The 23263-nt window shown below is 42.4% G+C and carries 20 protein-coding genes; 12 read left to right on the top strand and 8 right to left on the bottom strand.

Annotation, left to right across the window (positions count from 1 at the left end):
• Positions 1-21 precede the first annotated feature (21 nt).
• Positions 22-933 (bottom strand): winged helix-turn-helix domain-containing protein, encoded by a 912-nt coding sequence (locus NST45_RS23355; protein ID WP_036684895.1) that lies wholly within the window; start codon positions 931-933, stop codon positions 22-24.
• A 260-nt stretch (positions 934-1193) separates the two neighbouring features.
• The gene (locus tag NST45_RS23350) at positions 1194-1502 is read right to left on the bottom strand and encodes a hypothetical protein (protein ID WP_076098680.1); all 309 of its coding nucleotides are present in this window, start codon (positions 1500-1502) and stop codon (positions 1194-1196) included.
• Positions 1503-1584: 82 nt separating this feature from the next.
• Between NST45_RS23350 and NST45_RS23345 the strand changes: the two genes are divergently transcribed.
• The 3 genes from NST45_RS23345 (at position 1585) to gshAB (ending at position 5710) form a co-directional block, all read left to right on the top strand.
• A complete protein-coding gene (locus NST45_RS23345) occupies positions 1585-1938 on the top strand; it encodes a MerR family transcriptional regulator (RefSeq protein ID WP_036684898.1) in 354 nt (117 codons plus the stop codon).
• Between the two features lie 69 nt (positions 1939-2007).
• Positions 2008-3360, top strand: a complete 1353-nt coding sequence (locus tag NST45_RS23340; RefSeq protein WP_235219512.1) for an MATE family efflux transporter — start codon at positions 2008-2010, stop codon at positions 3358-3360.
• A 19-nt stretch (positions 3361-3379) separates the two neighbouring features.
• Complete coding sequence (gshAB, locus tag NST45_RS23335; RefSeq protein WP_076215472.1) at positions 3380-5710, top strand: bifunctional glutamate--cysteine ligase GshA/glutathione synthetase GshB; 2331 nt, start codon at positions 3380-3382, stop codon at positions 5708-5710.
• A 79-nt stretch (positions 5711-5789) separates the two neighbouring features.
• Here gshAB and NST45_RS23330 read toward each other — a convergent pair whose 3' ends face one another.
• Positions 5790-6233, bottom strand: a complete 444-nt coding sequence (locus NST45_RS23330; protein WP_036684901.1) for a hypothetical protein — start codon at positions 6231-6233, stop codon at positions 5790-5792.
• Positions 6234-6417: 184 nt separating this feature from the next.
• On the opposite strand from NST45_RS23330, the gene NST45_RS23325 reads away from it, so the two are divergent.
• The 4 genes from NST45_RS23325 (at position 6418) to NST45_RS23310 (ending at position 10496) form a co-directional block, all read left to right on the top strand.
• The gene (locus tag NST45_RS23325; protein ID WP_339823965.1) at positions 6418-6972 is read left to right on the top strand and encodes a hypothetical protein; all 555 of its coding nucleotides are present in this window, start codon (positions 6418-6420) and stop codon (positions 6970-6972) included.
• A gap of 125 nt (positions 6973-7097) precedes the next feature.
• A complete protein-coding gene (locus NST45_RS23320) occupies positions 7098-8369 on the top strand; it encodes a cellulase family glycosylhydrolase (RefSeq protein ID WP_076215479.1) in 1272 nt (423 codons plus the stop codon).
• Positions 8370-8455: 86 nt separating this feature from the next.
• On the top strand, positions 8456-9103 hold the full coding sequence (locus NST45_RS23315) for a response regulator transcription factor (RefSeq protein WP_036684906.1): 648 nt from the start codon (positions 8456-8458) through the stop codon (positions 9101-9103).
• Positions 9087-10496 (top strand): HAMP domain-containing sensor histidine kinase, encoded by a 1410-nt coding sequence (locus tag NST45_RS23310; RefSeq protein ID WP_081388162.1) that lies wholly within the window; start codon positions 9087-9089, stop codon positions 10494-10496. The genes NST45_RS23315 and NST45_RS23310 overlap by 17 nt, the downstream gene beginning before the upstream one ends.
• Positions 10497-10689: 193 nt before the next feature.
• Here the strand turns inward: NST45_RS23310 and NST45_RS23305 are convergent, their stop codons facing one another.
• The 3 genes from NST45_RS23305 to NST45_RS23295 are packed head-to-tail and all read right to left on the bottom strand — an operon-like array spanning position 10690 to position 13742.
• The gene (locus tag NST45_RS23305) at positions 10690-11829 is read right to left on the bottom strand and encodes a DHHW family protein (protein ID WP_076215483.1); all 1140 of its coding nucleotides are present in this window, start codon (positions 11827-11829) and stop codon (positions 10690-10692) included.
• A 20-nt stretch (positions 11830-11849) separates the two neighbouring features.
• The gene (locus tag NST45_RS23300; RefSeq protein WP_036684909.1) at positions 11850-13235 is read right to left on the bottom strand and encodes an MBOAT family O-acyltransferase; all 1386 of its coding nucleotides are present in this window, start codon (positions 13233-13235) and stop codon (positions 11850-11852) included.
• A 6-nt stretch (positions 13236-13241) separates the two neighbouring features.
• The gene (locus NST45_RS23295; RefSeq protein WP_036684911.1) at positions 13242-13742 is read right to left on the bottom strand and encodes a DUF4358 domain-containing protein; all 501 of its coding nucleotides are present in this window, start codon (positions 13740-13742) and stop codon (positions 13242-13244) included.
• A gap of 227 nt (positions 13743-13969) precedes the next feature.
• On the opposite strand from NST45_RS23295, the gene NST45_RS23290 reads away from it, so the two are divergent.
• Positions 13970-14407: a HEAT repeat domain-containing protein gene (locus tag NST45_RS23290; protein WP_036684913.1), complete on the top strand. Its 438-nt coding sequence runs from the start codon at positions 13970-13972 to the stop codon at positions 14405-14407.
• A gap of 11 nt (positions 14408-14418) precedes the next feature.
• Entirely contained in the window at positions 14419-14997 is a 579-nt protein-coding gene (locus NST45_RS23285) for an SMI1/KNR4 family protein (RefSeq protein ID WP_036684915.1), read from the top strand.
• Positions 14998-15085: 88 nt separating this feature from the next.
• On the opposite strand, the gene NST45_RS23280 is transcribed toward NST45_RS23285, so the two are convergent.
• The gene (locus NST45_RS23280; protein WP_036684916.1) at positions 15086-16681 is read right to left on the bottom strand and encodes an AMP-binding protein; all 1596 of its coding nucleotides are present in this window, start codon (positions 16679-16681) and stop codon (positions 15086-15088) included.
• A gap of 169 nt (positions 16682-16850) precedes the next feature.
• Between NST45_RS23280 and NST45_RS23275 the strand changes: the two genes are divergently transcribed.
• Both NST45_RS23275 and NST45_RS23270 read left to right on the top strand, forming a co-directional pair.
• Positions 16851-17372: a GNAT family N-acetyltransferase gene (locus tag NST45_RS23275; protein WP_036684918.1), complete on the top strand. Its 522-nt coding sequence runs from the start codon at positions 16851-16853 to the stop codon at positions 17370-17372.
• Between the two features lie 186 nt (positions 17373-17558).
• Positions 17559-18263, top strand: a complete 705-nt coding sequence (locus NST45_RS23270; RefSeq protein ID WP_036684919.1) for a hypothetical protein — start codon at positions 17559-17561, stop codon at positions 18261-18263.
• A gap of 98 nt (positions 18264-18361) precedes the next feature.
• Here NST45_RS23270 and NST45_RS23265 read toward each other — a convergent pair whose 3' ends face one another.
• On the bottom strand, positions 18362-18487 hold the full coding sequence (locus tag NST45_RS23265) for a DUF4023 domain-containing protein (RefSeq protein ID WP_051491363.1): 126 nt from the start codon (positions 18485-18487) through the stop codon (positions 18362-18364).
• 168 nt (positions 18488-18655) lie between these two features.
• Here NST45_RS23265 and NST45_RS23260 point away from each other — a divergent pair, with 168 nt between their 5' ends.
• Positions 18656-23014 (top strand): S-layer homology domain-containing protein, encoded by a 4359-nt coding sequence (locus NST45_RS23260; protein WP_076215487.1) that lies wholly within the window; start codon positions 18656-18658, stop codon positions 23012-23014.
• Positions 23015-23263 lie beyond the last annotated feature (249 nt).

Here is a 23263-nt window from a genome sequence, read left to right as displayed (position 1 = left end):
TTATATGGACGCTTAAGGCGTTTATGCTTGACTCTCTAGATACGACCCAATCTGCTGCGGTAGCCCATTTAAGGCTTCCAATCGCAGGCTGTACGATGTGCTTTTAACGTTGGTATGGACAATGACCAGACCTGCTGCGCGCAACGCGATCAGATGGTAGTGGATTGTACTTTTAGAAAGTCCGACTTCCCGCACGATTTCCGTGAAATTCAACTGCTTGCCTGTAAGCAAACGAAGGATATACAGCCGCGTCTCATCCGAGAGTGCCCGGGTAAGTCGAAGCAGTGCTGGAGCAGGCCGGCCAGCTTCCGGAGGGAGAACATCACAAGAGTAGCTAGTGAACACGAATTCATCAAACATAGAGGTGGTGACCAGTGGGCGGGCATGATATTGCGGAATGATAATGACCTGCTTCAGACGTTCGGTTGGATAGAGGCGCATTCCGTCGGTTGCTGCTTCAAAGACTTCCATATCATTGTTCCCATTCAGTGTCGTTCGTCTTGACTCGGCTTCCTGTTCAAGCCCCTTGAGGATATTAGGGTCGATTCCATTGAAGTAACCCGCGTTCCATTCGCGCAGGATGTCAGAGGCAGTGTCCCTTAGCTCAGAAAGATTAGAGGGAACCGATTGGCCGAAACGTCCAGATATTTCATACAGTTCACCCGAAGATAAACCATCGAACCAATTCAAAAAGCCGTCTACAGAACGCTCGCCCGGTGAAGACCAAATGTAGGGAGCCAAACTGAAATCATCAAGTTTTTTAACGACCTCTTGCATTTTACGAAGCAACATCGGGGCAAATCTTGCTTGGACTTCACGTACCCAGAGCTTACCGGAATCCATAGCAGTATGGTTCTGCTTGCTTAGAAAAGCAGTCATACTGTTCACACATTCATACATGGGGGCAAAATCGACTTCTACTTTATATTCCATGAGCTTCTCCATTCTTTGAGTAAGTTGCTGAAACATTTATTTGTTCTATAATTATAGAACTTATTATTGGTTTTATTGTAAACGAACTAAAATTCGTTTTCAATAGCCATTCGACTGAAAAACAAAAGAAATTTTAATTACGAAAAAAAGACAGTTCCGGTAGGCACATTTTGTGCACTAGGAACTGTCTTTTGATGTCTACACAATTTATATACTTTTTAGGAGTTCCACTTTCTGTCTTCAGGCTCATAATGAAGAGACTAGGTTAAGAAGTAGCCCACAGTAAAGATCAGCGCAACAATAAAGTAATGAAGCCAGTTATTCCAACCGAAGACAAACTTACCGTTGAGCCAGCGGGAGATAAGACAGGTGAGAAAACCGATAATAAACCAAATGAAGTTAAGCGGTTTACATAAGGCATAAAGGGTGATGACGACTAACGTAATATGAGAAAGCAAAAACAAATAAATATAACCCACAGCAGATTTAGCGGAGCCCTTAATTAGAATCCCCACTGCCCCAAGCACACTAACCATTCCATACAAGATTATAAGGCTTGAACCTATCATTTGATGCACCCCCATTAATAAAATTAAACGTTGCGGGGTTAACCCCGTGTCAATTTATATTTGTATGGAGGAGGTTGTACTTTTGCGAATCGGTGAATTTATAGCCCTAACAGGAACTACGAAAGACACCATCAGACATTATGAGGATCTGGACTTGATTATGTCCAAGGGACCAGATGGTAAACGGATATATACAGAGCAGCATCTGGCAGATTATTTTGTCATTCAAGAGTTGAAAAGTTATGGAGTTATACTAAGGGATATCCAGTCTATTTTTAAATTGAAAAGGAGTTATGGGTGTGGCCATGCCGAGTTGATTAAGGAAGTAGGTGATTCTCTGAATCTTCAGCTGGACGGATTGAGACAAGAAGAATTGGAACTCCGTAATCGGATACGGATGCTTGAAAGGCTGGTCCAACAGATTGCTGAAATATAATCAATTGATTATATAAGTGTTTGGTTATATAATAAATCTGAAAATCAGATGAAGAAGGTGTTATTAGATTTGAAGGAATTGAAGGGCATGAATGATTTGACTCAGGGTCCTATTATGCCTACCTTAATGAAATTAACGCTTCCCATTATTGCGACGAATTTCATTTCCACAACTTATGGCCTCGTCGATATGATTTGGGTTGGAAGATTAGGAAGTGGTCCTGTTGCCGCGATTGGCACGGCGAGTTTTTTCATTAATCTAGCGATTGCATTGTCGACTATGATTACGATCGGTACAGGGATTAAGGTTGCGTTTTGTATGGGATCTGGCCAGATAGAGAAGGCTAAATCTTATATGAAAAACGGGTTTATGATGTCTATTTTATTAGGATTTCTCTATATGAGTTTAGTTCTGTTGACCAACAATCGGTTGATTGGTTTTTTTGATCTTGGAAGTGATGAAGTTGAACGGATGGCACGGCAATTTTTAATGATTTCGATCTTCGGGACGGTATTTTCCATCGTAAATACTTTGTTTGCCACACTCTTAAACTCGATGGGAAATAGTAAACAACCGTTTCAGATCTTCTCCATTGGTCTTATGGTTAATATTGTCCTTGATCCATTTTTAATTTTTGGCTGGGGCAGTTTTGAAGGTTGGGGAGTAGCGGGGGCAGCCACGGCAACATTGACAGCGAACATCTTAGTTACGGCTCTTTTTATCATAAAGACAAGAAAGTCAGAAATCATTTCGAACACATCAGCATGGGACAGTCGTCAAATGAAAGAAGTAATCCGTATGGGACTTCCGATCACAATCCAACGGGTCACCTTTACGCTCATATCGATCGTCATTGCTAAGATCATTGTACGTTTTGGGGCGGATGCGATTGCGGTGCAAAAAGTAGGGATTCAAATTGAATCTATTTCTTATATGACAATTGGAGGACTACAGGGAGCTATTGCTGCCTTTTTTGGTCAAAATTATGGAGCACGCCGATTGGACCGTATTGGGCAGGGCTATCGTAAGGCTTTGATCTTAACCTCCATCTTTGGCGTGATCATATCGCTTATATTTATCGCGTTCCCGCAGCAGCTATTTTCCTTATTTTTATCAGATCAGACAAGCCTGGAATTAGGCACTAATTATATGCGCATCATTGGTTACTCACAATTATTCATGTGTATGGAATTGATGACAGTAGGTGCTTTTAACGGTATTGGCCAAACCCATATCCCGCCGATCTTTAGTATTACATTTACAGCACTGCGAATTCCACTAGCCTTGATCTTATCCGGACCTTTTGGCTTGAGTGGGGTGTGGATGTCGATTGCTCTAAGCAGTGTGTTTAAAGGAGTTATTCTTGTGTTCTGGTTTAGAAGATCTTTATTCAAAATGAACAAACAGCAGGTAAACTACTAAGCAAAGGATGATCGTTGAAATGGCTTTATTAAATCGTAAACTCATACAGCTTCTGAGGGATAACCATTTGAATAAGGAGCTTTTTCACGGCGAATTTGGACTGGAAAAAGAAAATGTCAGAGTGGATCCAGAGGGAAGACTTGCGCTGACACCACATCCTAAAGCTTTTGGCAACAAAATGGAGAACCCGTATATTCAAACCGACTTCTCAGAGAGTCAAATTGAAATGGTCACCCCTTCTTTTGATTCTATTGATGAAACTTATAACTTTCTGGAGGCGTTGCAGGATATTGTGTCGCTTGAGCTCAAGGAAGAATATCTGTGGCCAAGTAGTAATCCTCCGAGGCTACCGAATGATCAGGACATCCCCATTGCCAAGATGGGTAATCCGATTGAGGATGAATACAGACATCAGCTAGCAGACAAATACGGTCGCAAAAGACAATTGCTGAGCGGAATCCATTACAATTTCTCTTTTGATGAACAATTTCTGAGACAGCTTCATGACATAGCAGATCCGCAGGTGAGCTTTAAAGAATTCAAAGACGCTACCTACTTAAAAATAGCCCGCAACCTATTGCGGTACCGTTGGCTTCTTATCTATTTAACAGGCGCCAGCCCTGTTTTTGATAAGACTTATATGGAACAATGTGTAGCTCGCGGGGAATCAGATGACGACAAAAGCTTTTATTATCAGAATATGAATTCACTTCGGAATAGCGAATGTGGGTATCGAAATGAAAAACCTCTTTATGTATCTTTTGCTTCGTTAAAGGATTATGTTCATGATTTACAAGCTTTGATCGAATCGGAAGAATTATTAAGTGTAAAAGAGTTTTATAGTCCGGTTAGAGTGAAGACAGCAAGAGGCAAACATCCTTTAGAGGAACTGATGCAAGATGGGATAGCTTATTTGGAGCTTCGGTTTATTGATCTGAATCCACTCTACAAAATAGGAATCGGCAAAGAAACGATGATTTTCATTCATCTATTTATCTTGTATATGCTGCTGAAGGAGGACGAACCGTTCGGAGTAGAGGATCAGAAGATGGCGAATCTTAATCATGATCAACTAATCATGGAAGGGATAAAGGGATGTTTGCATGATTACGGGGATTCATGTACAACAATGGAGCAACAGGCATTAACTTGTATTCATGAGATGCAGGATATGATCCAACTGTTGAACCCGGAGAATGAAGTGTTTTTGAACGTATTGCATGGAGCTAAGAATAAAATTGTAGAGCCAGACCGGAGTTTTGCAGCTATTGTGAAGTCGGAAGTTCAGCAATCCTCTTTTGTACAATACCATCTGAATAAAGCTAAACAATATGCTAAGGAAAGTCTTGCGAATGGATACCGTTTTGTGGGATATGAGGATCTGGAGCTATCTACACAGCTTCTTTTGAAGGCAGCGGTTAAACGTGGCATTAAGTTTCAATTGATCGATCGGGAAGAGAACTTTGTAGTGCTTACGCAAGGTGATCATAAAGAATATATTAAGCAAGCTACGAAGACCTCCCTTGATTCTTATAGTACGGTATTAATCATGGAGAATAAGATCGTTACGAAAGAAGTTCTTAAACAGCAAGGCATTCGGGTTCCCGCAGGAGAAGCTTTTCGAAATCTGGAAGAGGCAATGAATGCGCATAGCACTTACCGTAACAAGGCTATTGTGATTAAGCCCAAATCAACCAATTTTGGACTCGGCATTACTATTTTTACAGACGACTTCTCTAAAGAAGATTATCAAAAAGCTTTCGAAATCGCCTTCGAATTTGATCGAACTGTGCTACTAGAGGAGTTCATGACGGGAAAAGAATATCGTTTTCTTGTCATGGGTGATGAAGTAGTCGGAGTATTGCACCGGGTTCCTGCAAATGTGATTGGAGATGGGGTACATACGATTGAACAACTGGTGCACGAGAAGAATAAGGATCCGTTAAGAGGCCGCGGGTACAAGACTCCACTTGAGAAAATTCAGATCGGTGAAGCAGAAGCGATGTTCTTGAACAACCACGCTCAGGCTTGGAGTGATATTCCTCCATTAAACGAAGTCATCTATCTTCGGGAGAACTCTAATATTAGCACGGGTGGTGACAGCCTGGATTTTACGGATGAGATCCCAGATAGTTATAAGGCTCTGGCGATTCAAGCGGCTAAAGCTGCGGGCGCCACTTTTTGTGGAGTGGATATGATGATTGATGACATCAAGGAAGAATCCAATGCTACCAACTATAGCGTTATTGAGATTAACTTTAATCCAGCGATTCATATTCATTGTTATCCTTATAAAGGGAAGAACCGAAAGGCGGATGAACGGATTCTGGATCTATTATTTGGGGAATAAACAGAAGCTCAACCAGTACCTTTGGTTGAGCTTCTGTTTTTAAAGGGGTAATTGGCTTCCCACCCACTACATGTTCATGTTAGGAGTTACCCGCAGCTGCAACGCCACTAAAGTTTCTGGCTTGGACATTATTAAAGGGATCTGTTGCAGCTGCATTGGTGAAGATCTCTGCTGTGTACTGAATTTGACCTGTTGCGACAGCCGCTGGTGGTGGAATATCTACTGCTGTAAAACCGAAAGCTTCATTTTCTCTGCTGATCGCAACCCCAAATGTCGTGGTGAAAATGATCGTTCCGTTTCTGCGAACATTAACGGTATTGGTATTGAAAAGAGGATTGTTTTCTACTTTTAGAAATCCGGTCAAAAGTACGCGGACATTGCCTTGATTCTCAGCCGACACGCCTGCGGTCTGAATACCAATATCCCCAAAAACAAGGGGAGTCGCTGCTAGTGGAATAACTGCTGGTGTAGCATCCGAAGCAGCTTGGTTGGATAGTCTTAAATCTACAAACTGAATGGTCATATTATATTCACCTCCTAGAAATAGAATATGATAGAAGGAGAGTTAACTCTTGGATTTGCTATGTAATTCATCAGTTACCTACTTGCATGGCTTGATGATCAAGTGTTAAATGAAAGAAGGGTTAGAAGTTTAAGGAAAGGCGGGAGCTATTATCAAACATAGGAATAAGTCTAAAAGGATATTATTGATTTCATTGATGCTGTTGGCAGTAGTTATCATTGGTGCGGTGGTGCTTGGGGAACGCGGAGGAATAATGAGTAAATCCGAGAGCTCTTTCAAAAGTCCTGCTGAACCGTCGCCCCTTATTATTACACATGAGAATAGTACAGATGCTATAGAGAACTATGTCATTCTAAAGACGAGCTGGCATGGAGCGGACTATGATCGGGCTTCCTTTTACTATACGGCTTGGCATAGTGAACCTACGCTTCTAACGGGTCTGCGTCGCTTGAAACCAGGGGAGAAAATGCAGGTCGACTTTGGAGATTACGCACCGAGTGAAGTCACAATAAACATGGCCTATCTAACTGAGAGCTTTGATGAATCGCAGCTTCCAATTGTAGAAGTTCCTGTAACACTCGTGGAAGGGAAATATGAATTTGTGAACCCTCCAGCATCCACCAGTGATATTCCCACTTCGGGTCGCGTCTTTAGTGTTATAGCTAGATGGGGTGAGAACATCTGCGAATATGTCTTCGCCTCAGATGGCAAGTTTGATAACTATGAATATGATTTGTGAGGTTAGTCGAAGAGAAGAGATATTCTAAGGCCTGTTGGCTTTTAGAATATCTCTTTTTTTGTCTCGTTTTCTCTTGTGACACTCTTGTAACAGAGATTGGCTACGATAGGTTACGAGGTGAGAGAATGAAGAAGTTTAAAGGATTTATCGTATTGATTTTGTTGGCAGTTGTAGGATGCAGTGCGGCAACACCACAAGCAAATCTTGAACCGGATAAGGAGGTAAAGAAAGAGGTCAATGAGAAGATCGTTTTCTGGGATCAACAGCGTAAAGGAACAAATTTCATGAATTCCAAATCTATACCCGAAAATTATGATGCGGCGAAAGAAAATAATATAGAGTTCATTCGACTTGCGCCAGATAAATGGGCAAAAGATAGTGATTTCCTGTTTAACGATCAACCGGATGCCAATCCAGACAAAGACTTTTTAATAGGGAATGCAGATAAATACGAGGGGCTTGTTGAGGACGATTTCACAGCGTTAAAGGCAGACTTGGATGCAGCCGAGGCGCGGGGTTCAAAAGTAGTGCTGACAGTCCTTAGTCTGCCCGGCGATCGGTGGCGGCAGTTTAATGATTATACAAATGATGATCGAATCTGGAAGGATTTCAGTTATCATGAACAAGCGGCAACGTTTTGGAAGGATCTTGCGGAAAGATTAAAAGATCATCCTGCAGTGGTCGGCTATAATCTTATTAATGAGCCACATCCTGAACAAGCTACTGGATTTAATGATTTCTGGACAGAGGATTACAACGAGTGGTATAGCTCAGTGGAGAATACTCCGGCGGATTTGAATATTTTATATGAGACTATTGTGACAGCGATTCGAACCGTAGATACCGAAACCCCTATTATCGTCAATTCTGGTCTGTATGCTACACCATGGGCCTTTAAATATTTGAAACCCATCGATGATGCGAATGTATTATATGCTTTTCATATGTATGAGCCCTACGAACTCACCAGCCAAAATAAGAAAAAAGGCTTAACCTATGAATATCCTGGAACGGTTAAAGTAGGTGAGGAGAAGACGGAAAAAGCATTTAATAAGAAAGCTTTAAAGGATTTTCTAGAACCTATCGCACAGTGGGCAGAAAAGAATAACATCCCTGCTAATCGTATTGTCGCTGAAGAATTTGGCACGAACCGGCTTGTAAAAGGTGCAGATCAATACTTGGCTGATTTAATCTCGATTTTTGATGATTACGGCTGGCACTGGGCGTTTTATGCGTTCCGGGAGGATACTTGGGATGGCATGGATTATGAACTTGGCATTGAGCCTCCAACCTGGGAGTATTGGGAAGCGATAGAGAAGGGTGAACAGCCTGATCGAAAGACAGTCGATAACCCGATATGGAACGTACTGACGAAGGGACTAGAGAAGTTGCAATAGCGTAGCATGAAAATATATGAAAAGGTGAAACCTGTAAAGGATTTCGCCTTTTTCTTCTGATAACTACAGCAAGGAGAATCTAAACTTTGAATATCTTAATTGCGGATGATGAGAAACATATGACCACTATATTGAAGACTTATTTTGAAAAAGAAGGCTATAACGTTTGGACAGCTGCGGATGGTGAGGAGGCGCTTGAGCTCTTTTTTTCGAATAGGATCGATCTTGTGGTGCTGGATTGGATGATGCCTAAGCGAAGCGGGCTTGAGGTCTGTAATGAAATCAAGAAGGTTAGTTTGGCTAAAGTTGTAATGCTGACCGCAAGGTCTTCCCATGATGATGAATTCAGTGCCTTGGATATAGGGGCAGATGAATATATAAGAAAACCATTCGACCCACGGATTTTGATGCTTAGAATTAAAAAAATGCTAGGCACTGAAAAAGTGGCTGCGATTAGGGATTTAGAAATCGATTTTGAGCGGAAGAAAGTGTACAAGAATGGGGCCGAACTGGCGTTATATAAAAAAGAATTTGAATTGCTAACCTTCCTGTACGAGCATAAAGGGCGTATTTTATCCAGAGATGCCTTATTGTCTGCGGTTTGGGGAATGGATTATCTGGGCGAAGAAAGAACGGTAGATACGCATATTAAGAGGCTGCGCGATAAGATTGGGGCCGACCACGTGATCACGCATAGGGGAATGGGGTACAGCTTCCATGATAAAAATTCATAAAATAAGTACGAAGTTATTGATCATGGTGAGCATTATTTTGCTGATTGTTTTTGGTACGTCTTATTTCTTGCACAACTATTTCTCAGCAGATTATTACCTATACAAAATGAAAACCAAGATCAACACCATTTATGACGAAGTAAAGGATCTCCGTTTGGATCAACTCATGGAAAATGAAAGCAGGATCGAGAACAATAATAACGTAACGATTGTTAGGGTTGAAAACAGTGGAAGTACAGCAGAAATTAACGAAAATATTCAATTTGCGTTGTTTAAAGATAAGGTGGCACTTAATAAATTTTGGATCACAGATGAGGTATTACAAAAAGTAAAACAAGGCAACACGGTTAATCTTTTATTTAATCAGGGTAAATTGAAATCGAGTCTGTTAACGAAAATATACGAGCAGGATAGCAGTCTGATCCTCATCGGAGCTGTGGTTGTGCACAATACAGATGCCTTGACCCTCGTAAATCAATTCAGCTTTTACTCCATTCTATTGGGGATTATTATCAGTTTGCTGTTAGTGGCTTACTTTTCAAAAAAGATCATTACACCGTTAGAACAATTGCAGGATGTCGCAAAGGATATATCCAATCTCGATTTTAAACAAGTGACGATTCAAACGGGGGATGAGATCGAAGAGCTCTCGAAAAGCATTAACCAGATGAGTCAGCGTCTAAAGAGCACCCATGCCAAATTGGAGGAGAAAAATCAAAGTTTAAATACCCTTATCTCAAGCATTTCGCATGAAGTGAAAACACCATTATCCTTAATCCAAGCATATACGATTGGCATTCAGGACGGTCTGGATGATGGCACGTATACGGATATCATTTTGGAGCAAGTGAAGTATACGTCGGATATGGTGGATTATTTAATTAAATTGTCCAAGATCCAGAAATCAGAAGTGCATAAAGAGCCTTTTGATCTTAAAGAGCTTCTGCTAAAAGTGATCTCACAATATAATATTACGTTAAAAAATAAAAACATAACCTTAATGAGCGACTTTCATTCGTTTGAATCCTCTATCGTTGAAGAAGATATCAGCCAAATCGAGATAGTATTCAACAACTTAATTAGTAATGCCATTAAGTATGGTGAAGAGGATTTTTTTGAAATAAAACTACGGAGTGACACTACGCGTACATTAAAATTTACGATCTCCAATAAAACCACTCGCCTAAAAACGGAGCATTTAGCGTATATCTGGGACCCATTCTATGTAATTGAAGAGTCTCGAAATAAAGAAATCTCCGGTACTGGACTTGGCCTGTCCATCGTCGCGGAGATTCTTGGCAAAAATGATCTGAAATACGAGTCCAGATTAGAGGACTCGTATATTAGTTTTAGTATTTGGTTTGAAGTTAAGGAGGGAATTTTGGAACTGTAGGAGCGTTAGCGTTCGCCTGAAAGCTTTCCGAAGGAAAGCTCGCATCGGAAGCATAAGCTGTCTCCGGATGTTATCCGCTGATAGCGGTAAAATCAAAAACATCTGGAGACAACAGCGACCGAAAGTCCAACATTCCCGCAGTTACGCACAACACCATATTAAAGGTCTTTTCACCGCATCCATCGCAATATCATTAATTAAGCTTCAAAAGCGCCGCATTATCAATAAAAGTAGCTGTATTAAAAAGCAGCAAGACATCCTTGATGTCATTTTGAGCCATATAGTCACTGATGTTTCCATTATAATAACGGATGTCGATCACATGGATTTCAGGCACATGCTGAGTCAGGAAAGGAATAACGCTATGTGCATAGGAGTCTTTGATGACAAGCAGCTTTTCCTGTTTGACTGTTGTTGGATCAAGCTGGCTGGTGATATTCATGAGCGCATGTACGCCCCCTAAGAAATAAGAGTACTTATCTTTTTTCGCCAGATAACTTGGGTCATACATACTTGTTAAAGTCTCACCGGTATCTTGAATGTACATTTGGGTGGATACCTCATGATTAGGTTTGTACATTTGAATGGAGTCAGGTGTGACCCCGATAAATTGCCCCCGGGTATGATAGCTTCCGAGAAATGAATTACTCACAGTCTGAATCTGGTATTCGCTCCGGGACAGAGGCTGCCAGCCCATGCTTTGAGCATAGGCTACATAAGCTAAGTAGGCACCGTAGGTTGTCCAGTGATGGTCGGTCCGATAGTAAATGGGTTCTGCGGCATGTGGGCTAAGAACATCAAATCCATTTATAAAAGTAAGGCTATCTCCTACATCCTTAGCTATTGTTTGATTCACCTCAGCTTGCGAGTAGACAGGAGCTAACCAGGGTAGACGTTCCTTGTACAAGCCAACCGATGTAGGTGCCAATAAGAAAGTGGTGTTTGCATCAGGATTGTTATCGGCAAAGCGTTTCACAGCTGCTGCATATTGCTGAACTTTAGTGTAATCAGGTGCTGCAAATTTTTCGAAAAGATAGCCGTCTTTTCCCTTATAGATTCCGTTATTCTCTTGCTGCAGCCTCATCTGTTCCACCGCCGATTTCACCCATACCCATTTGGCCCGAAATGGAAAATGATCGGTTACAAAGCTTTCGGCCTCTTCCGCATAGGTGTGGGATAATAAATTGTCCCATGTCAGATGGGGTGCCTTTTGCAAATACCGGTTCTCAAGCTCAGAGAAACGCTGAACAGGCAGTAAGAAAAAAAGGATAGCGACCAGAAATAACGTTGCAGTAAATCCCCCAACCAGGATTCGATCCGTCTTCAGCTTCATAAACAATCACCCCCTAATGGTTAGAATCGGAAATATAAAAATGGATTAAAGGTTGCATCTACTAAGTAGGCTACAGATAGGAAAAATAACACGCCATACCAAACAAGAGCAGGAACCGATCTAGAATCCATCCGCTTGGAGAGCTTCACAGGTGTAGAGGCAAAGGTTAACACCACGAGTAGAATCGCGTTCGTGTAAGTGAAGTATAAAGTGGTATTATTCCATAACGGCTGTCCATTAAAGCCAAGCATCGCTTGTAAGTAGCCAATGACCAGAGGAAGTTCTTCAAAAGCGAATAAGACCCATCCGATGAGTATAAGTACTACAGCATATAAATGTCTTGTCCAACGGGGGAGGTGGCTTAATAGCTTTAATCCCCACCATTTTTCAAAGATAAGAATGACCCCGAAGTATAATCCCCAGAGCAGAAAATTCCAGCTTGCCCCGTGCCAGATACCCGTGAGCAGCCATACGATGAGGATGTTGCGCACTTGAACGCCTAACCCCCGGCGGTTGCCTCCAAGCGGGATGTAGACATAGTCACGAAACCAACTGCTAAGGGAAATATGCCATCTCCGCCAGAAGTCAGTAATACTCTGAGAGATATAAGGTTTGTTGAAGTTCTCGTTAAAGCGGAAGCCGAACATGAGACCGAGACCGATAGCCATATCCGAATACCCGCTGAAGTCAAAATAGATCTGAAAAGCAAACGCAATAATCCCAAGCCAAGCGGTTAAAGCAGGCAGGGAATCTAGGTTGGAGCTGGATATGGTGTGCCAGAGCAGACCGATGTTGTTGGCGAGCAGTACTTTTTTGGCTAATCCGATTATGAATCTCCGTACACCTTCTGCGAACATGGGGATATCGACCGAACGTTCACGTAGTTGCCCGGCAATGGTGTTATATTGAACAATCGGACCTGCTACTAACTGTGGAAACAGCGCTACGAATGTACCGAAATCAATCCAATTGCGTTGTGCTTTCGAAGTTCCTCTATAGACGTCAATAATATAGGACATGGATTGAAAAGTATAAAATGAAATCCCAATAGGTAAAGGTAAATCCGTTAAAGGAATATGTGTACCGAGGAGTCCATTTATATTTTGGATGAGAAAATCTGCGTATTTAAAATACGACAATAAGCCTAGATTAATAATGACGGAACTAACCACAATCCACTTGCGCTGCACCGCAGTCAGCTTTGGTCTGCTGAGCAGTAGACCAAAGCTGTAATCTGTAATGGTGGACAGCAACATGATTACAATGTAGACAGGTTCGCCCCAAGCATAAAAAACCAGGCTGCTTAAAAACAATATGAGGTTTTTGATTCGCCAGGGCGAAACATAATAGAGCGCTAGGACAGCCGGCAGGAATAGGAATAGGAAAAGTAGGCTGCTGAATACCATGGTTATTTATTTTTCTGTGAAGTAAGTATCGAAGTCTGCTACGAGTTTATCTTGATCCGCAGGATCAGCAATAACGAACAGGAAATAGTTACCCTTTTTAATAAGTTTATAGTTCTTGGCATTTTCGTATTGATCAGGCAGATAGGTTTCGAATTGTTTTTGAACATCTGTTGCACGCGCTTTAATTGCATCCTCAACAGTGGTCATATCTTTTACATCTTTAACTTTCAGAACGGCGATTTCGTTAGTTTTCACATTCATCATAGGCATTCTAATGCTATAATCTTCAAGCAATTCTGGGTTGAGATGATATAGCTGTTCGACTGTAGCCGCATCAAGCTCCATTAATGATGGCTGCTCAACTTTGCTCAGCATTTGATCGACCATTTCTTTTGCAGTTAGATTCGTTTCAATGGCAGCTCCATTGTTACTGTTGTTGCTGGAACAGGCGCCAAGCACCACACTTAGTACAATGGTTAACGCTAGCATGAAGGTATGCTTTTTCAACTTAGGTCACTCTCCTTGATGTATTGTCTGAATTTCTCTAGTTACTAACGTATATAGTCGATAGAATGTTGCGCTGGATACTTACTTCGGATACTTTACCCATATTTTTGCGGAAATATGATATTCACATGAATTCATGCAAAGATCTTCCTCTCTTAGCTTGCGCAATGGTTGGTTATACTGTTACTGTAAGATAGATAGTTTTTAATAGAAGGGGATTGAACGGAATGATCGAAGAACTGAACAATGAACTACCGGAGAATTATGAGGAATTAAAGAAAGCTGCCAACCGCTCTGCGGATTGGAGAGCACGTCTAGAAGCAGTTGAAGAGCTGGGACAGACCAACCACAAACAAATTATCGATATCCTGACGCGTTTAATGGAGAGCGATCCTGTATATACAGTTCAAGAAGCTGCTTACCTTAAGCTGAAGGCTTTTGGTGAAGACGTTAAGGTGCCATCGAAGAACAAGCCTGAACTAGTTAAAGGCGTATCCAAGATCCTGCTGAGAATTAAAAAGAGCCTGCCAAGAGATCATTCTTACGAGGACTTCAAAGAGAAGCTGAAGAAGATGAGAGTTGACGTGTACGACGCTTATGAAGGTGAAAAAGGCGCTGACTTCGATACATGGCTGATGAAGATGTGGACTTCTGCGAATAAGTAAAGGATGACAATATGCACACCAATAAATTGACAGAACAATTTCAAGAATACCTTAAGCTGTCCGCAGAATTACGCCCTGATTATATTGCCAGCTTGGGCAAGGGCGGTAACGAAGCAAAGATTACGGCAGTTTTGCTGGAGACTCCTGAACTGCTGAAAGCTATTTATAGCACTGTCTCAGGGACAAGCAGTGAGGAAGAGGAACCAAGCCTTATCGAATTTATTCCAGGGTACCGCCTGATTCATATGGATGAATATGAAGAGGAGATGAAGGTATTAGCTGGGATATTGGAGGAAAAAGGTCAACATCCTGATGGAGTTATCTTGCCTATCTTAACGAACTATGGCAGTGATTTCATTTGTTATTATAAGTCTGCCGATGGCGTGGAACAGGTATGTGACCTGCTTCATGATTTCGGCGATTTAATTGTGATGTATGATTCGCCCGATAAATTCTTGGAGACCTTATGCGAGTTCTACAAGCAGGAGGTTTATTTCCTGGATGAAGAGGGCTACCTCGATTGCGATTTAGTATTAGAAGGCGAAGTTGGCGCGTCGCTGAACCCGGATGCGAAATATTGGTCCGAGTAACGACCTGATGCCAAATAAATAAGAGCAGCAGTCCATTTATGGACTAGCTGCTCTTTATTTTTTAATAAGGTGAATTTTATGGCTATGTTTATTCCTGCGCAGCTTGGTTCTCCTGTTCACGAAGCTCTACTCGCCGTATTTTACCGGAGGTCGTCTTCGGAAGATCCTGAATAAACTCGATTTTGCGCGGATATTTATAAGGGGCTGTCCACTCTTTAACATGGGATTGCAGCTCTTTTACAAGCTCTGGTGAACCAACAATCTCATCCTTGAGCACGATAAATGCTTTAACAATGTGCCCACGGATCTCGTCTGGACTGGCTACGACCGCACATTCCTTAACGGAGGCATGCTTCATCAATGCTTCTTCTACCTCGAAAGGACCGATAGTGTAACCTGAGCTAATGATAATGTCATCCCCACGGCCCTCGAACCAGAAATAACCATCTTCATCTTTTTTTGCCCGGTCGCCGGTTATGAAGAATTCGCCGTGTGTGGAGCTTTCTTTTCTACCGGGATCTTTGTAATAAGTGTGGAACAGGGCTGGCATACTCAAATGTACGGCAATATCACCAACCACTCCAGCAGGTAGTGGCTTACCGTCTTCGTCCACAACCTCGACTAAGCCGGGTGCGATTGATTTACCCATAGAACCAATGCGTATTGGAGTATCTTTGAGTGTTCCGATAATTAGGGTGCTCTCCGTCTGGCCGTACCCATCACGGATTGTGATATCGAACTCACGCTGAAAGGTGTTAATGACCTCTTGATTTAATGGCTCTCCAGCAGATACTGCACAACGCAGGGTAGACAAGTCGTAACGACCTAAGTCTTCTGTTTTAGCCATTAGACGATATTCCGTTGGGGTGCAGCATAATACTTGAATTTTGTGATCCTGCAATAGCTGCAAATATTTTTTGGGATGAAAGGATCCACTATATACAAAACCTGTAGCTCCGTTGCCAAGAACGGTTAAGAAGGGACTCCAGATCCACTTTTGCCAGCCGGGAGCTGCTGTTGCCCAGACGGTGTCAGATCCTTGAATATCCAGCCATTGAGGTGAGGTGATCCGCAAGTGAGCATAACCCCAGCCATGACTATGAACGACCGCTTTAGGGTTGCCGGTAGTACCTGAGGTGTAGGCGAGAATAGCCATATCATCCCGGCGGCTTGCGACTGCTGTGAAGGTATCTGGTTGGCCAACCATCAGACTTTCTAGATCCAGCCAGCCTTCACCGAGTTCGTCTGAGCTGCCAGATACGGAAAGACGGTAATCGAGAGCAGGAAGATCCTCTGAGATTTTATTAACTTCCCCGGTTACTTCGGACCAAGCAATAACCGCTCTGGCTTCAGAATGGCGCAGGCGGTAGGATAAATCTTTGGCACGCAGCATTTCTGAGGATGGAATGATGGCAAGTCCTTGTTTCAGACAAGCTAAATAGATGACATAAGCGATGATGCGGCGTGGAACCATAACAAGAACACGATCCCCTTGTTGCAGCCCAAGCTTCGCAAGTCCTCCGGCCAGCCGGTTAGCTTGTTTGCGTAATTCACCGTAAGTAATTTCCTCATAATCTCCTTGCTCATTTAACCACTTAAGCGCAATCTTCTCAGGAGCATGGCTTTCCATTTCCGAAGTGAGATTGTAGAACTCAGGTGCGATCCATTGCTGATTATCCAATATGAACCTCTCCTATATCAAACAAGATGTGTATAACTGTTCTATTTAGTATATCACGTTATCCTAGTACCAGGTACTAGTACCTTGAGTTCTTAATGAATTTCGGGTTAAGATAATATGTGTAAGGTATACTTATAATAGACCACAAATCCAGAAAGTGAGAACTTATGTTATGAATCACACAACTTTTGATGAAATATTCGCTATTATGGAAGCCTCATTTCCTACTTCTGAGATCAGAACCTTTGAGGGACAACAGGAGTTATTGGACGTTCCAGATTATCGTCTCATTACCGAGATGAACTCTGAGGGTAAAATTGTTGCTTTTATGGCCTGCTGGGAGTTTCCCGGCTTTCGTTTTGTAGAACATATAGCAGTCGACCCAAGCATTAGAGGCGGAGGAATTGGCAAAAAGCTGATGACTGAATACATCAGTCTATCTAACAAGCCTGTCCTTTTGGAAGTTGAGCGGCCACTGGGTGAAATGGAGCAGCGGAGAATTGGCTTTTATGAGCGGCTGGGCTTTCATTTGAACCCTTACGATTATGTGCAACCTCCTTTGCGTGAAGGAAATGAAGACTTACCACTCTTAATTATGACTTACCCTAACCCTGTTGATGAAGAAGAATTCCAACTTTATAGAGAAATTTTATATTCAGAAGTGTATAAGGTTACAACTCCGTATCAAGGTTAAAGCTCTCAGCAATCCGTTAAATCCTTATGGGATAAGCGGGTTGCTGTTTTTTTTATACAAACCAGAGCTCCAGATGAATAGTTTCTTTACAAATTGGGTACAAGTTAAATACAACTTAGAGACATATTCTTTTAAAACTTGAGCTAAAGTAAAAACCGAGATTGATCTTCTAAGGAGGCATAACATATGAAAAGTAAAAAGTTCATTATAGCAACGATGGTATTTGGGATGGCAATCACAGGTTCAGCTGGTGTGTACGCGGGAACTAAGCTGCAAAAAATCACCGCATATCTTAATCACAGCATTGGATTTAAAGTGAATGGTGCAGCTTATACGCCTGTTGATAATAAAGGTAACACATTAGCTCCGATTACTTATAACAATACAACCTATCTTCCTGTACGTGCCTTGGCTGATGTGTTGAAGGTGCCAGTGACTTTTGATGCGGCAGCGAATCAGGTCATTCTGGGTACTGGAACTGTGGTGCCGGATAAAGATACATTAACACCAGTACAGTACAGCAACGCTCAAAAAGAACAAATTTCTAAAGCTTTTGCAAATTTCGATGGGTTTAAAACGGTTTATGCACCAGCACAAATGGTGAGTGGAGACGCTTATCAAAAGGCAGCTAGCTCTGAAGATGGAGTGTACTTTTTGTTCAACCATATGAGGGTGAACGTTTCTCCACGTGACTACTCCTATGATTACAAAGGCGATACCATAAAGCTTTCCAATGGTACAGAAGCTAAGTGGTACAGCCCTACCAGCGATTCATTGTTTTTGACCTATAAACTGGATGATCGTTTTGTGACGATTAGTTCTCCAGACAAGGCTTTGAGCAAGGCGCAATTAGAGAAGGTAGCAGTGAATGTGGTGAAATGGAGTAAATAACTCCTTTAAAAGCAAAGCTCAATTTACAAAAAGTAAAGCAGCAAGTCACTCCGATCCGGGAGGGCTTGCTGCTTTTTTTGTTTTCGTGTCCGCGTGTTCTATTTACTGTGCTGTTTATTAGGCAGCTTTTGGCTTGGTGTTCCTTTACCGTGATTCTGTTTGTTCTTTTCTGCTTTCTTCTGGGTGTCGTGTACTTTGTCTACAAAAGCTTGAGTATCATCCATGTTTGTCCTCCTTGATCATAACCTTGCCGTTACTGTAACCACTTTTGCCTGATTAAATACACAAGCCGTTTTTACAAACTAGTGGATTAATCCGTACATTGTGAAAATATTTAGTAGTTACTATGAATGGATGCAAGCATTTCATAATAACAGTAAGGGAGACTGATTATGAACAGGTTATTTAAACAAGCAGTATCCATGACACTAGCCTTCGTTATGGTACTGGGACTTACATTTACAGGAATGCCAGCTTTTGCAGAAGACAGCAATGAGGATGCTGGATTACTGCAATTACAAACGCTAGAGCCAATTACACTACTGGCGGGCAATTCTACATGGAAATATCTAGATAACGGAACGGATCAAGGTTCGGTATGGCGGTCTGTTTACGATGATTCTACATGGGCATCAGGCCAAGCGCCGCTTGGTTATAAAGATTCTGGGGCCGGAGTCAGCAGCAAGCAATTTGGTGCTCTGAATACAAATATAAGCTACGGCTCGGATAAAAAGAAGAAATATCGTACTTCCTATTTCCGGACAAATGTAACTGTGAATAAGGAAGAAATTACAAAATCGGATAAAGTATTGGGTAATTTTGCATTTGATGACGGAGTTGTGCTGTATCTGAACGGTGCAGAAATCTACCGCGAGGCTATGCCAGCTGGTGAAATCGACTATCAGACACTTAGTACAACTAATGGCAGTGATCCAAATGAGTATACAAAGGTTGACCTAACGGAAATCGTAAAAGCCAATCTGAAGGATGGAAGTAATGAGCTTTCAGCTGAGGTTCACCAGACAGGCGACACTAGCTCTGACCTTTATTGGGATATGAGCCTGATTGCTTATCCTGTAGTGGAGACAGTAGAACCTGGAGTTGGGAAGCCAGATTCTATCGCAATTACTTTTAATGGCAACCCGCAGACTAGTATGGGATTTAACTGGTATGCACCTGAAAGTGTGACTGGCACCAAACTGGAAGTGGTAGAAGCTTCTAAATTGGAGAATGGCCAGTTTCCAGCGGCAGGAGCTCAATTGTATGAAGGAACATCCGTTACAACTAGTGTGTATATGACAAAAGCGGATAAATCAGCTAAAAAACCACTTGTGCTAACCAGCCATAAGGTAATAGCGGATCATCTGCAGCCGGGCACGGAATATGCTTACCGTGCTGGAGATGGACAAGCTGATAATTGGAGCGACGTAGGAACTTTTAAGACAGAACGTTCCAGCAACCAAGCTTTTAAATTCCTATATACAACGGATTCCCAAGGGACAACTGAAGAAGATTTTGATATCTGGAATCATACCCTTCAAGAAGGATTGACTAAATTCCCGGAAAGTGAGTTTATTCTGAATTCTGGTGATTTGGTGGATAACGGTGATATTGAGGAGCAATGGGGATGGTTTTTCAATAAGCCTAAGGATATTTTAGCGAATATTCCGTTGGTGCCTTTGGTAGGCAACCATGAAAGCAAAAATTATAGCAATTATAGCTCTCATTTTAACTTGCCGAATGTATCGAATACAGGTGCGAAACCTGATGGTTCTGTATATTCTTTTGACTACGGTTCAGCGCACTTTATGGTAATTAATACAGAATATTATGGTGCAAGCTCGAATCTTGAGAATAACGAAATTTACAATAAACAAGTGGAGTGGCTTCGGAGCGAAGCGGCAAAAAGCAATCAGAAATGGAAGGTTGTGCTTCTGCATAAATCTCCTTATTCCGTTGCCAATCACACCAATGATACAGATGTACTCTTTTACAGAGCGCAATTAACGAAGGTGTTTGATGAGCTTGGTATCGACATGGTAATTGGCGGGCATGACCACACCTTTGCTAGAAGCTATCAGATGTACAACAACAAACCATTGACGGATATTGTTCCGGACTCAAACGGAGTAGTAACTGATCCTAAGGGTACTTTATACCTGATTACAAATGCAGCGGGCAATAAGAAATACAACGTAGCTTCAGGAACATTCCCTTTTGCAGTTAAATACGGACAGCCTGGCAAGGAAATGTTCACGGGGATGACGGTAACGAATGATGAGCTATCTTACGAAGCCTACACCACAACAACTGGTGGTTCTACAGACTTGTATGATAACTACAGCATTCATAAATCGGAAGTAGCAGTTAAACCTGTGCAAAATGCAAAGGCTACTGCAGCAGATGGTGGTAAAATAACGTTGACTTGGGATGCGCCTGCTTCCGGTGCACCAGTGTCTGGATATCGTATTTATGAGCAAAATGATTTGGTATCCGCAAATTGGACGGCCAGTGTTCCTAATGAAGAAGGTAAAACTTCTTATACTTACACTGTAGAAAATACTAATCCAAACCAAACCTATCAATTTGTTATCAAAGCTGTAAGTGAAAGAACAAATTCAGAAGCTGCTATCGCTTCAACGGATTCGATTAAAAAGGTTACAGTTACCTTTAATGGCGACCCAGTGAGTGCAAAAGGCTTCACTTGGTACACAGCGTTGAAGTCTACTGGAAACGATCTGCAGGTTGTAGAAAATACGGGCGTTACTCCAGACTTTGCTAAGGCTGCTGAGTTTACAGGACGTTCGGCGGTTTCCAGAAATTCAAAGGATGAATTAGTTCATAAAGCGGAAGCTTCTGGCCTGAAAGCTGATACAAAATACTACTTCCGTGTAGGTGATAAAGCACTAGGCCTGTGGAGTGCAGTGGGAACTTTTGAAACTGCCGCTAAGACAGGAGCATTTACTTTCATCGATTTGGCTGATACACAGGCTAAGACCGAAGATGAAGCGATTCTTTCCGGTGAAACGATGGCAAAAGCACTTACGACGTTCCCGAATGCTGAGTTTGTGGCGATTAACGGAGATATCGTAGATACCGGAACTAATGAATCACAATGGAATTGGTTGCTTGGTCATTCGCAGGATACCCTGCTTAACACGACCATCGTGCCTGTTGCGGGGAATCATGAGGATAAGGCAAATGCCTTCTATGAGCACTACAATATTAAGGAAGCACCGGGCTCTGCAACAGAAACTGGAGCATATTATTCCTATGACTACAGCAATGCTCACTTTGTAGTCCTAAATACAAATGAGAATTCAGATGAATTTGCTAACTTCAGCCAAGCACAGTTGGATTGGATGAAGGCTGACGTAAAAGCAGCGAAGGCTGCTGGTGCGAAGTGGATTATCGTAGCTATGCATAAAGGTCCATACACAACCTCTAACCATGCTACTGACAAAGACATTATGGGTACAAATGGAGAAAGAGCGAAGGTTGCTCCAATGATGGCTGAACTGGGCATTGACTTGGTTCTTCAAGGACACGACCATATTTATGCCCGGACCAAGCCAATTAAAGCTGATGGAACTGCGGCAGACACAGTGAAGATCAAGGAAAGCTTCAATGGTCAAACTGTAGAGTACACAGTAAATCCAGATGGAACGATTTATCTGATCCCAGCTACAGCGGGAGCGAAGGTTTATTACAAGAACATGAAACCAGAATTGGGAGATGCGTATTATAATCTCTTCGAAGTAGCAAATGAGAATACAGCAGCTAAATACGGACCGGACCCAAGTGATGCTACGCGTCCAAAACGCGGTCAAGTTCAGACCTTTGTAGGTATTACTGTAGATGCTGGCAAATTAACAGCTGTATCTTATGAGATCGATCAGAATATTAATGATGCTAAACCATACGTTCTGGAAGAGTTCGGTATTATTAAGGAAGCAGATCCTGAAGTAAACCCAACACCAGAACCTACAACAACGCCGACAACGGAACCGACAACAGCACCAACAACGGAACCGACAACGGCGCCAACGACAGCACCAACAGCAGCACCAACAGCAGCACCAACAACAGGATCATCAACAGGTCCAGTGGCAACAACAAAACCGACAGCAACACCAACGCCAACAGTAGCACCAACAGCTACACCAGCACCAACAACGGTGCCTACACCATCTGCAACGCCAGTAGTCAAACCATCATTGACGGATACTGGCAGCCATTGGGCAGCAGCGGCTATTGAGAAGGCAGTAGCAGGAGGCTTCGTTAGCGGTTATCCGGATAATACTTTCCGTCCTAATCAGAAAGTAAATCGGGTTGAATTTATCACTATGCTGGCTCGTGCCCTGCAATTGCCGGACAGTGGTAACACTTCAAGCTTTAAGGATTCAGCGAAGATTCCGGCATGGGCTAAGTCCTTTGTAGCTCAGGCAGTAGCTTTGCAAATTATCAGCGGCTATGACGATGGTACCTTCCGTCCTACGCAGGAGCTTACTCGCACTGAATTAGCAGTTATGGTTGTTAGGGCTCTGGGCATTACAGTAGATCCAAAAGCGACCTTAACCTTCAATGATGCTAAGGATGTACCCGCATGGGCAGTACCATATATTGCGGCAGCAGCAGACGCGGGCATTGTGAATGGCATAGGACAAAATCGTTTCGCACCTAACCAGGTAGCGTCCCGGGCTGAAGCAGTAACAATCATTCTGAACTTGCTTGAGAAGCAAGGAAAGTAACTAAATCGGATGGTTTGAAAAAAGATTGCCTCAAGGTCATCGTTGATGACGGAGAGACAATCTTTTTTTCGTAGCTGGGTAGTCTGAGGGAGGCGGCGATACGGTGGTGCGGCGTGAAAGAGAAGCAAAAGTGCCTCTGATTTGAGCGAATACGGCGGAGTGGCGGAGATAAGAGGCAAAAGAGGCCACGCTCCTTTATCCTCTTTATATTTTCAACCAACATATGTTTAACAACCCACTCATTGCCAG

Origin of the sequence: Paenibacillus sp. FSL R7-0163 (genome assembly GCF_037969975.1) — a bacterium.
Taxonomy (GTDB): domain Bacteria; phylum Bacillota; class Bacilli; order Paenibacillales; family Paenibacillaceae; genus Paenibacillus_AQ; species Paenibacillus_AQ odorifer.
This window is presented reverse-complemented; position numbering and strand designations above follow the sequence as displayed.

Excerpts from the sequence above, each read along its gene's own strand:
- NST45_RS23355 (WP_036684895.1), bottom strand. The coding sequence starts at position 933 with ATGGAATATAAAGTAGAAGTCGATTTTGCCCCCATGTATGAATGTGTG.
- NST45_RS23350 (WP_076098680.1), bottom strand. The coding sequence starts at position 1,502 with ATGATAGGTTCAAGCCTTATAATCTTGTATGGAATGGTTAGTGTGCTT.
- gshAB (WP_076215472.1), top strand. The coding sequence starts at position 3,380 with ATGGCTTTATTAAATCGTAAACTCATACAGCTTCTGAGGGATAACCAT.
- NST45_RS23330 (WP_036684901.1), bottom strand. The coding sequence starts at position 6,233 with ATGACCATTCAGTTTGTAGATTTAAGACTATCCAACCAAGCTGCTTCG.
- NST45_RS23320 (WP_076215479.1), top strand. The coding sequence starts at position 7,098 with ATGAAGAAGTTTAAAGGATTTATCGTATTGATTTTGTTGGCAGTTGTA.
- NST45_RS23310 (WP_081388162.1), top strand. The coding sequence starts at position 9,087 with ATGATAAAAATTCATAAAATAAGTACGAAGTTATTGATCATGGTGAGC.
- NST45_RS23305 (WP_076215483.1), bottom strand. The coding sequence starts at position 11,829 with ATGAAGCTGAAGACGGATCGAATCCTGGTTGGGGGATTTACTGCAACG.
- NST45_RS23300 (WP_036684909.1), bottom strand. The coding sequence starts at position 13,235 with ATGGTATTCAGCAGCCTACTTTTCCTATTCCTATTCCTGCCGGCTGTC.
- NST45_RS23290 (WP_036684913.1), top strand. The coding sequence starts at position 13,970 with ATGATCGAAGAACTGAACAATGAACTACCGGAGAATTATGAGGAATTA.
- NST45_RS23285 (WP_036684915.1), top strand. The coding sequence starts at position 14,419 with ATGCACACCAATAAATTGACAGAACAATTTCAAGAATACCTTAAGCTG.
- NST45_RS23275 (WP_036684918.1), top strand. The coding sequence starts at position 16,851 with ATGAATCACACAACTTTTGATGAAATATTCGCTATTATGGAAGCCTCA.
- NST45_RS23270 (WP_036684919.1), top strand. The coding sequence starts at position 17,559 with ATGAAAAGTAAAAAGTTCATTATAGCAACGATGGTATTTGGGATGGCA.
- NST45_RS23265 (WP_051491363.1), bottom strand. The coding sequence starts at position 18,487 with ATGGATGATACTCAAGCTTTTGTAGACAAAGTACACGACACCCAGAAG.
- NST45_RS23260 (WP_076215487.1), top strand. The coding sequence starts at position 18,656 with ATGAACAGGTTATTTAAACAAGCAGTATCCATGACACTAGCCTTCGTT.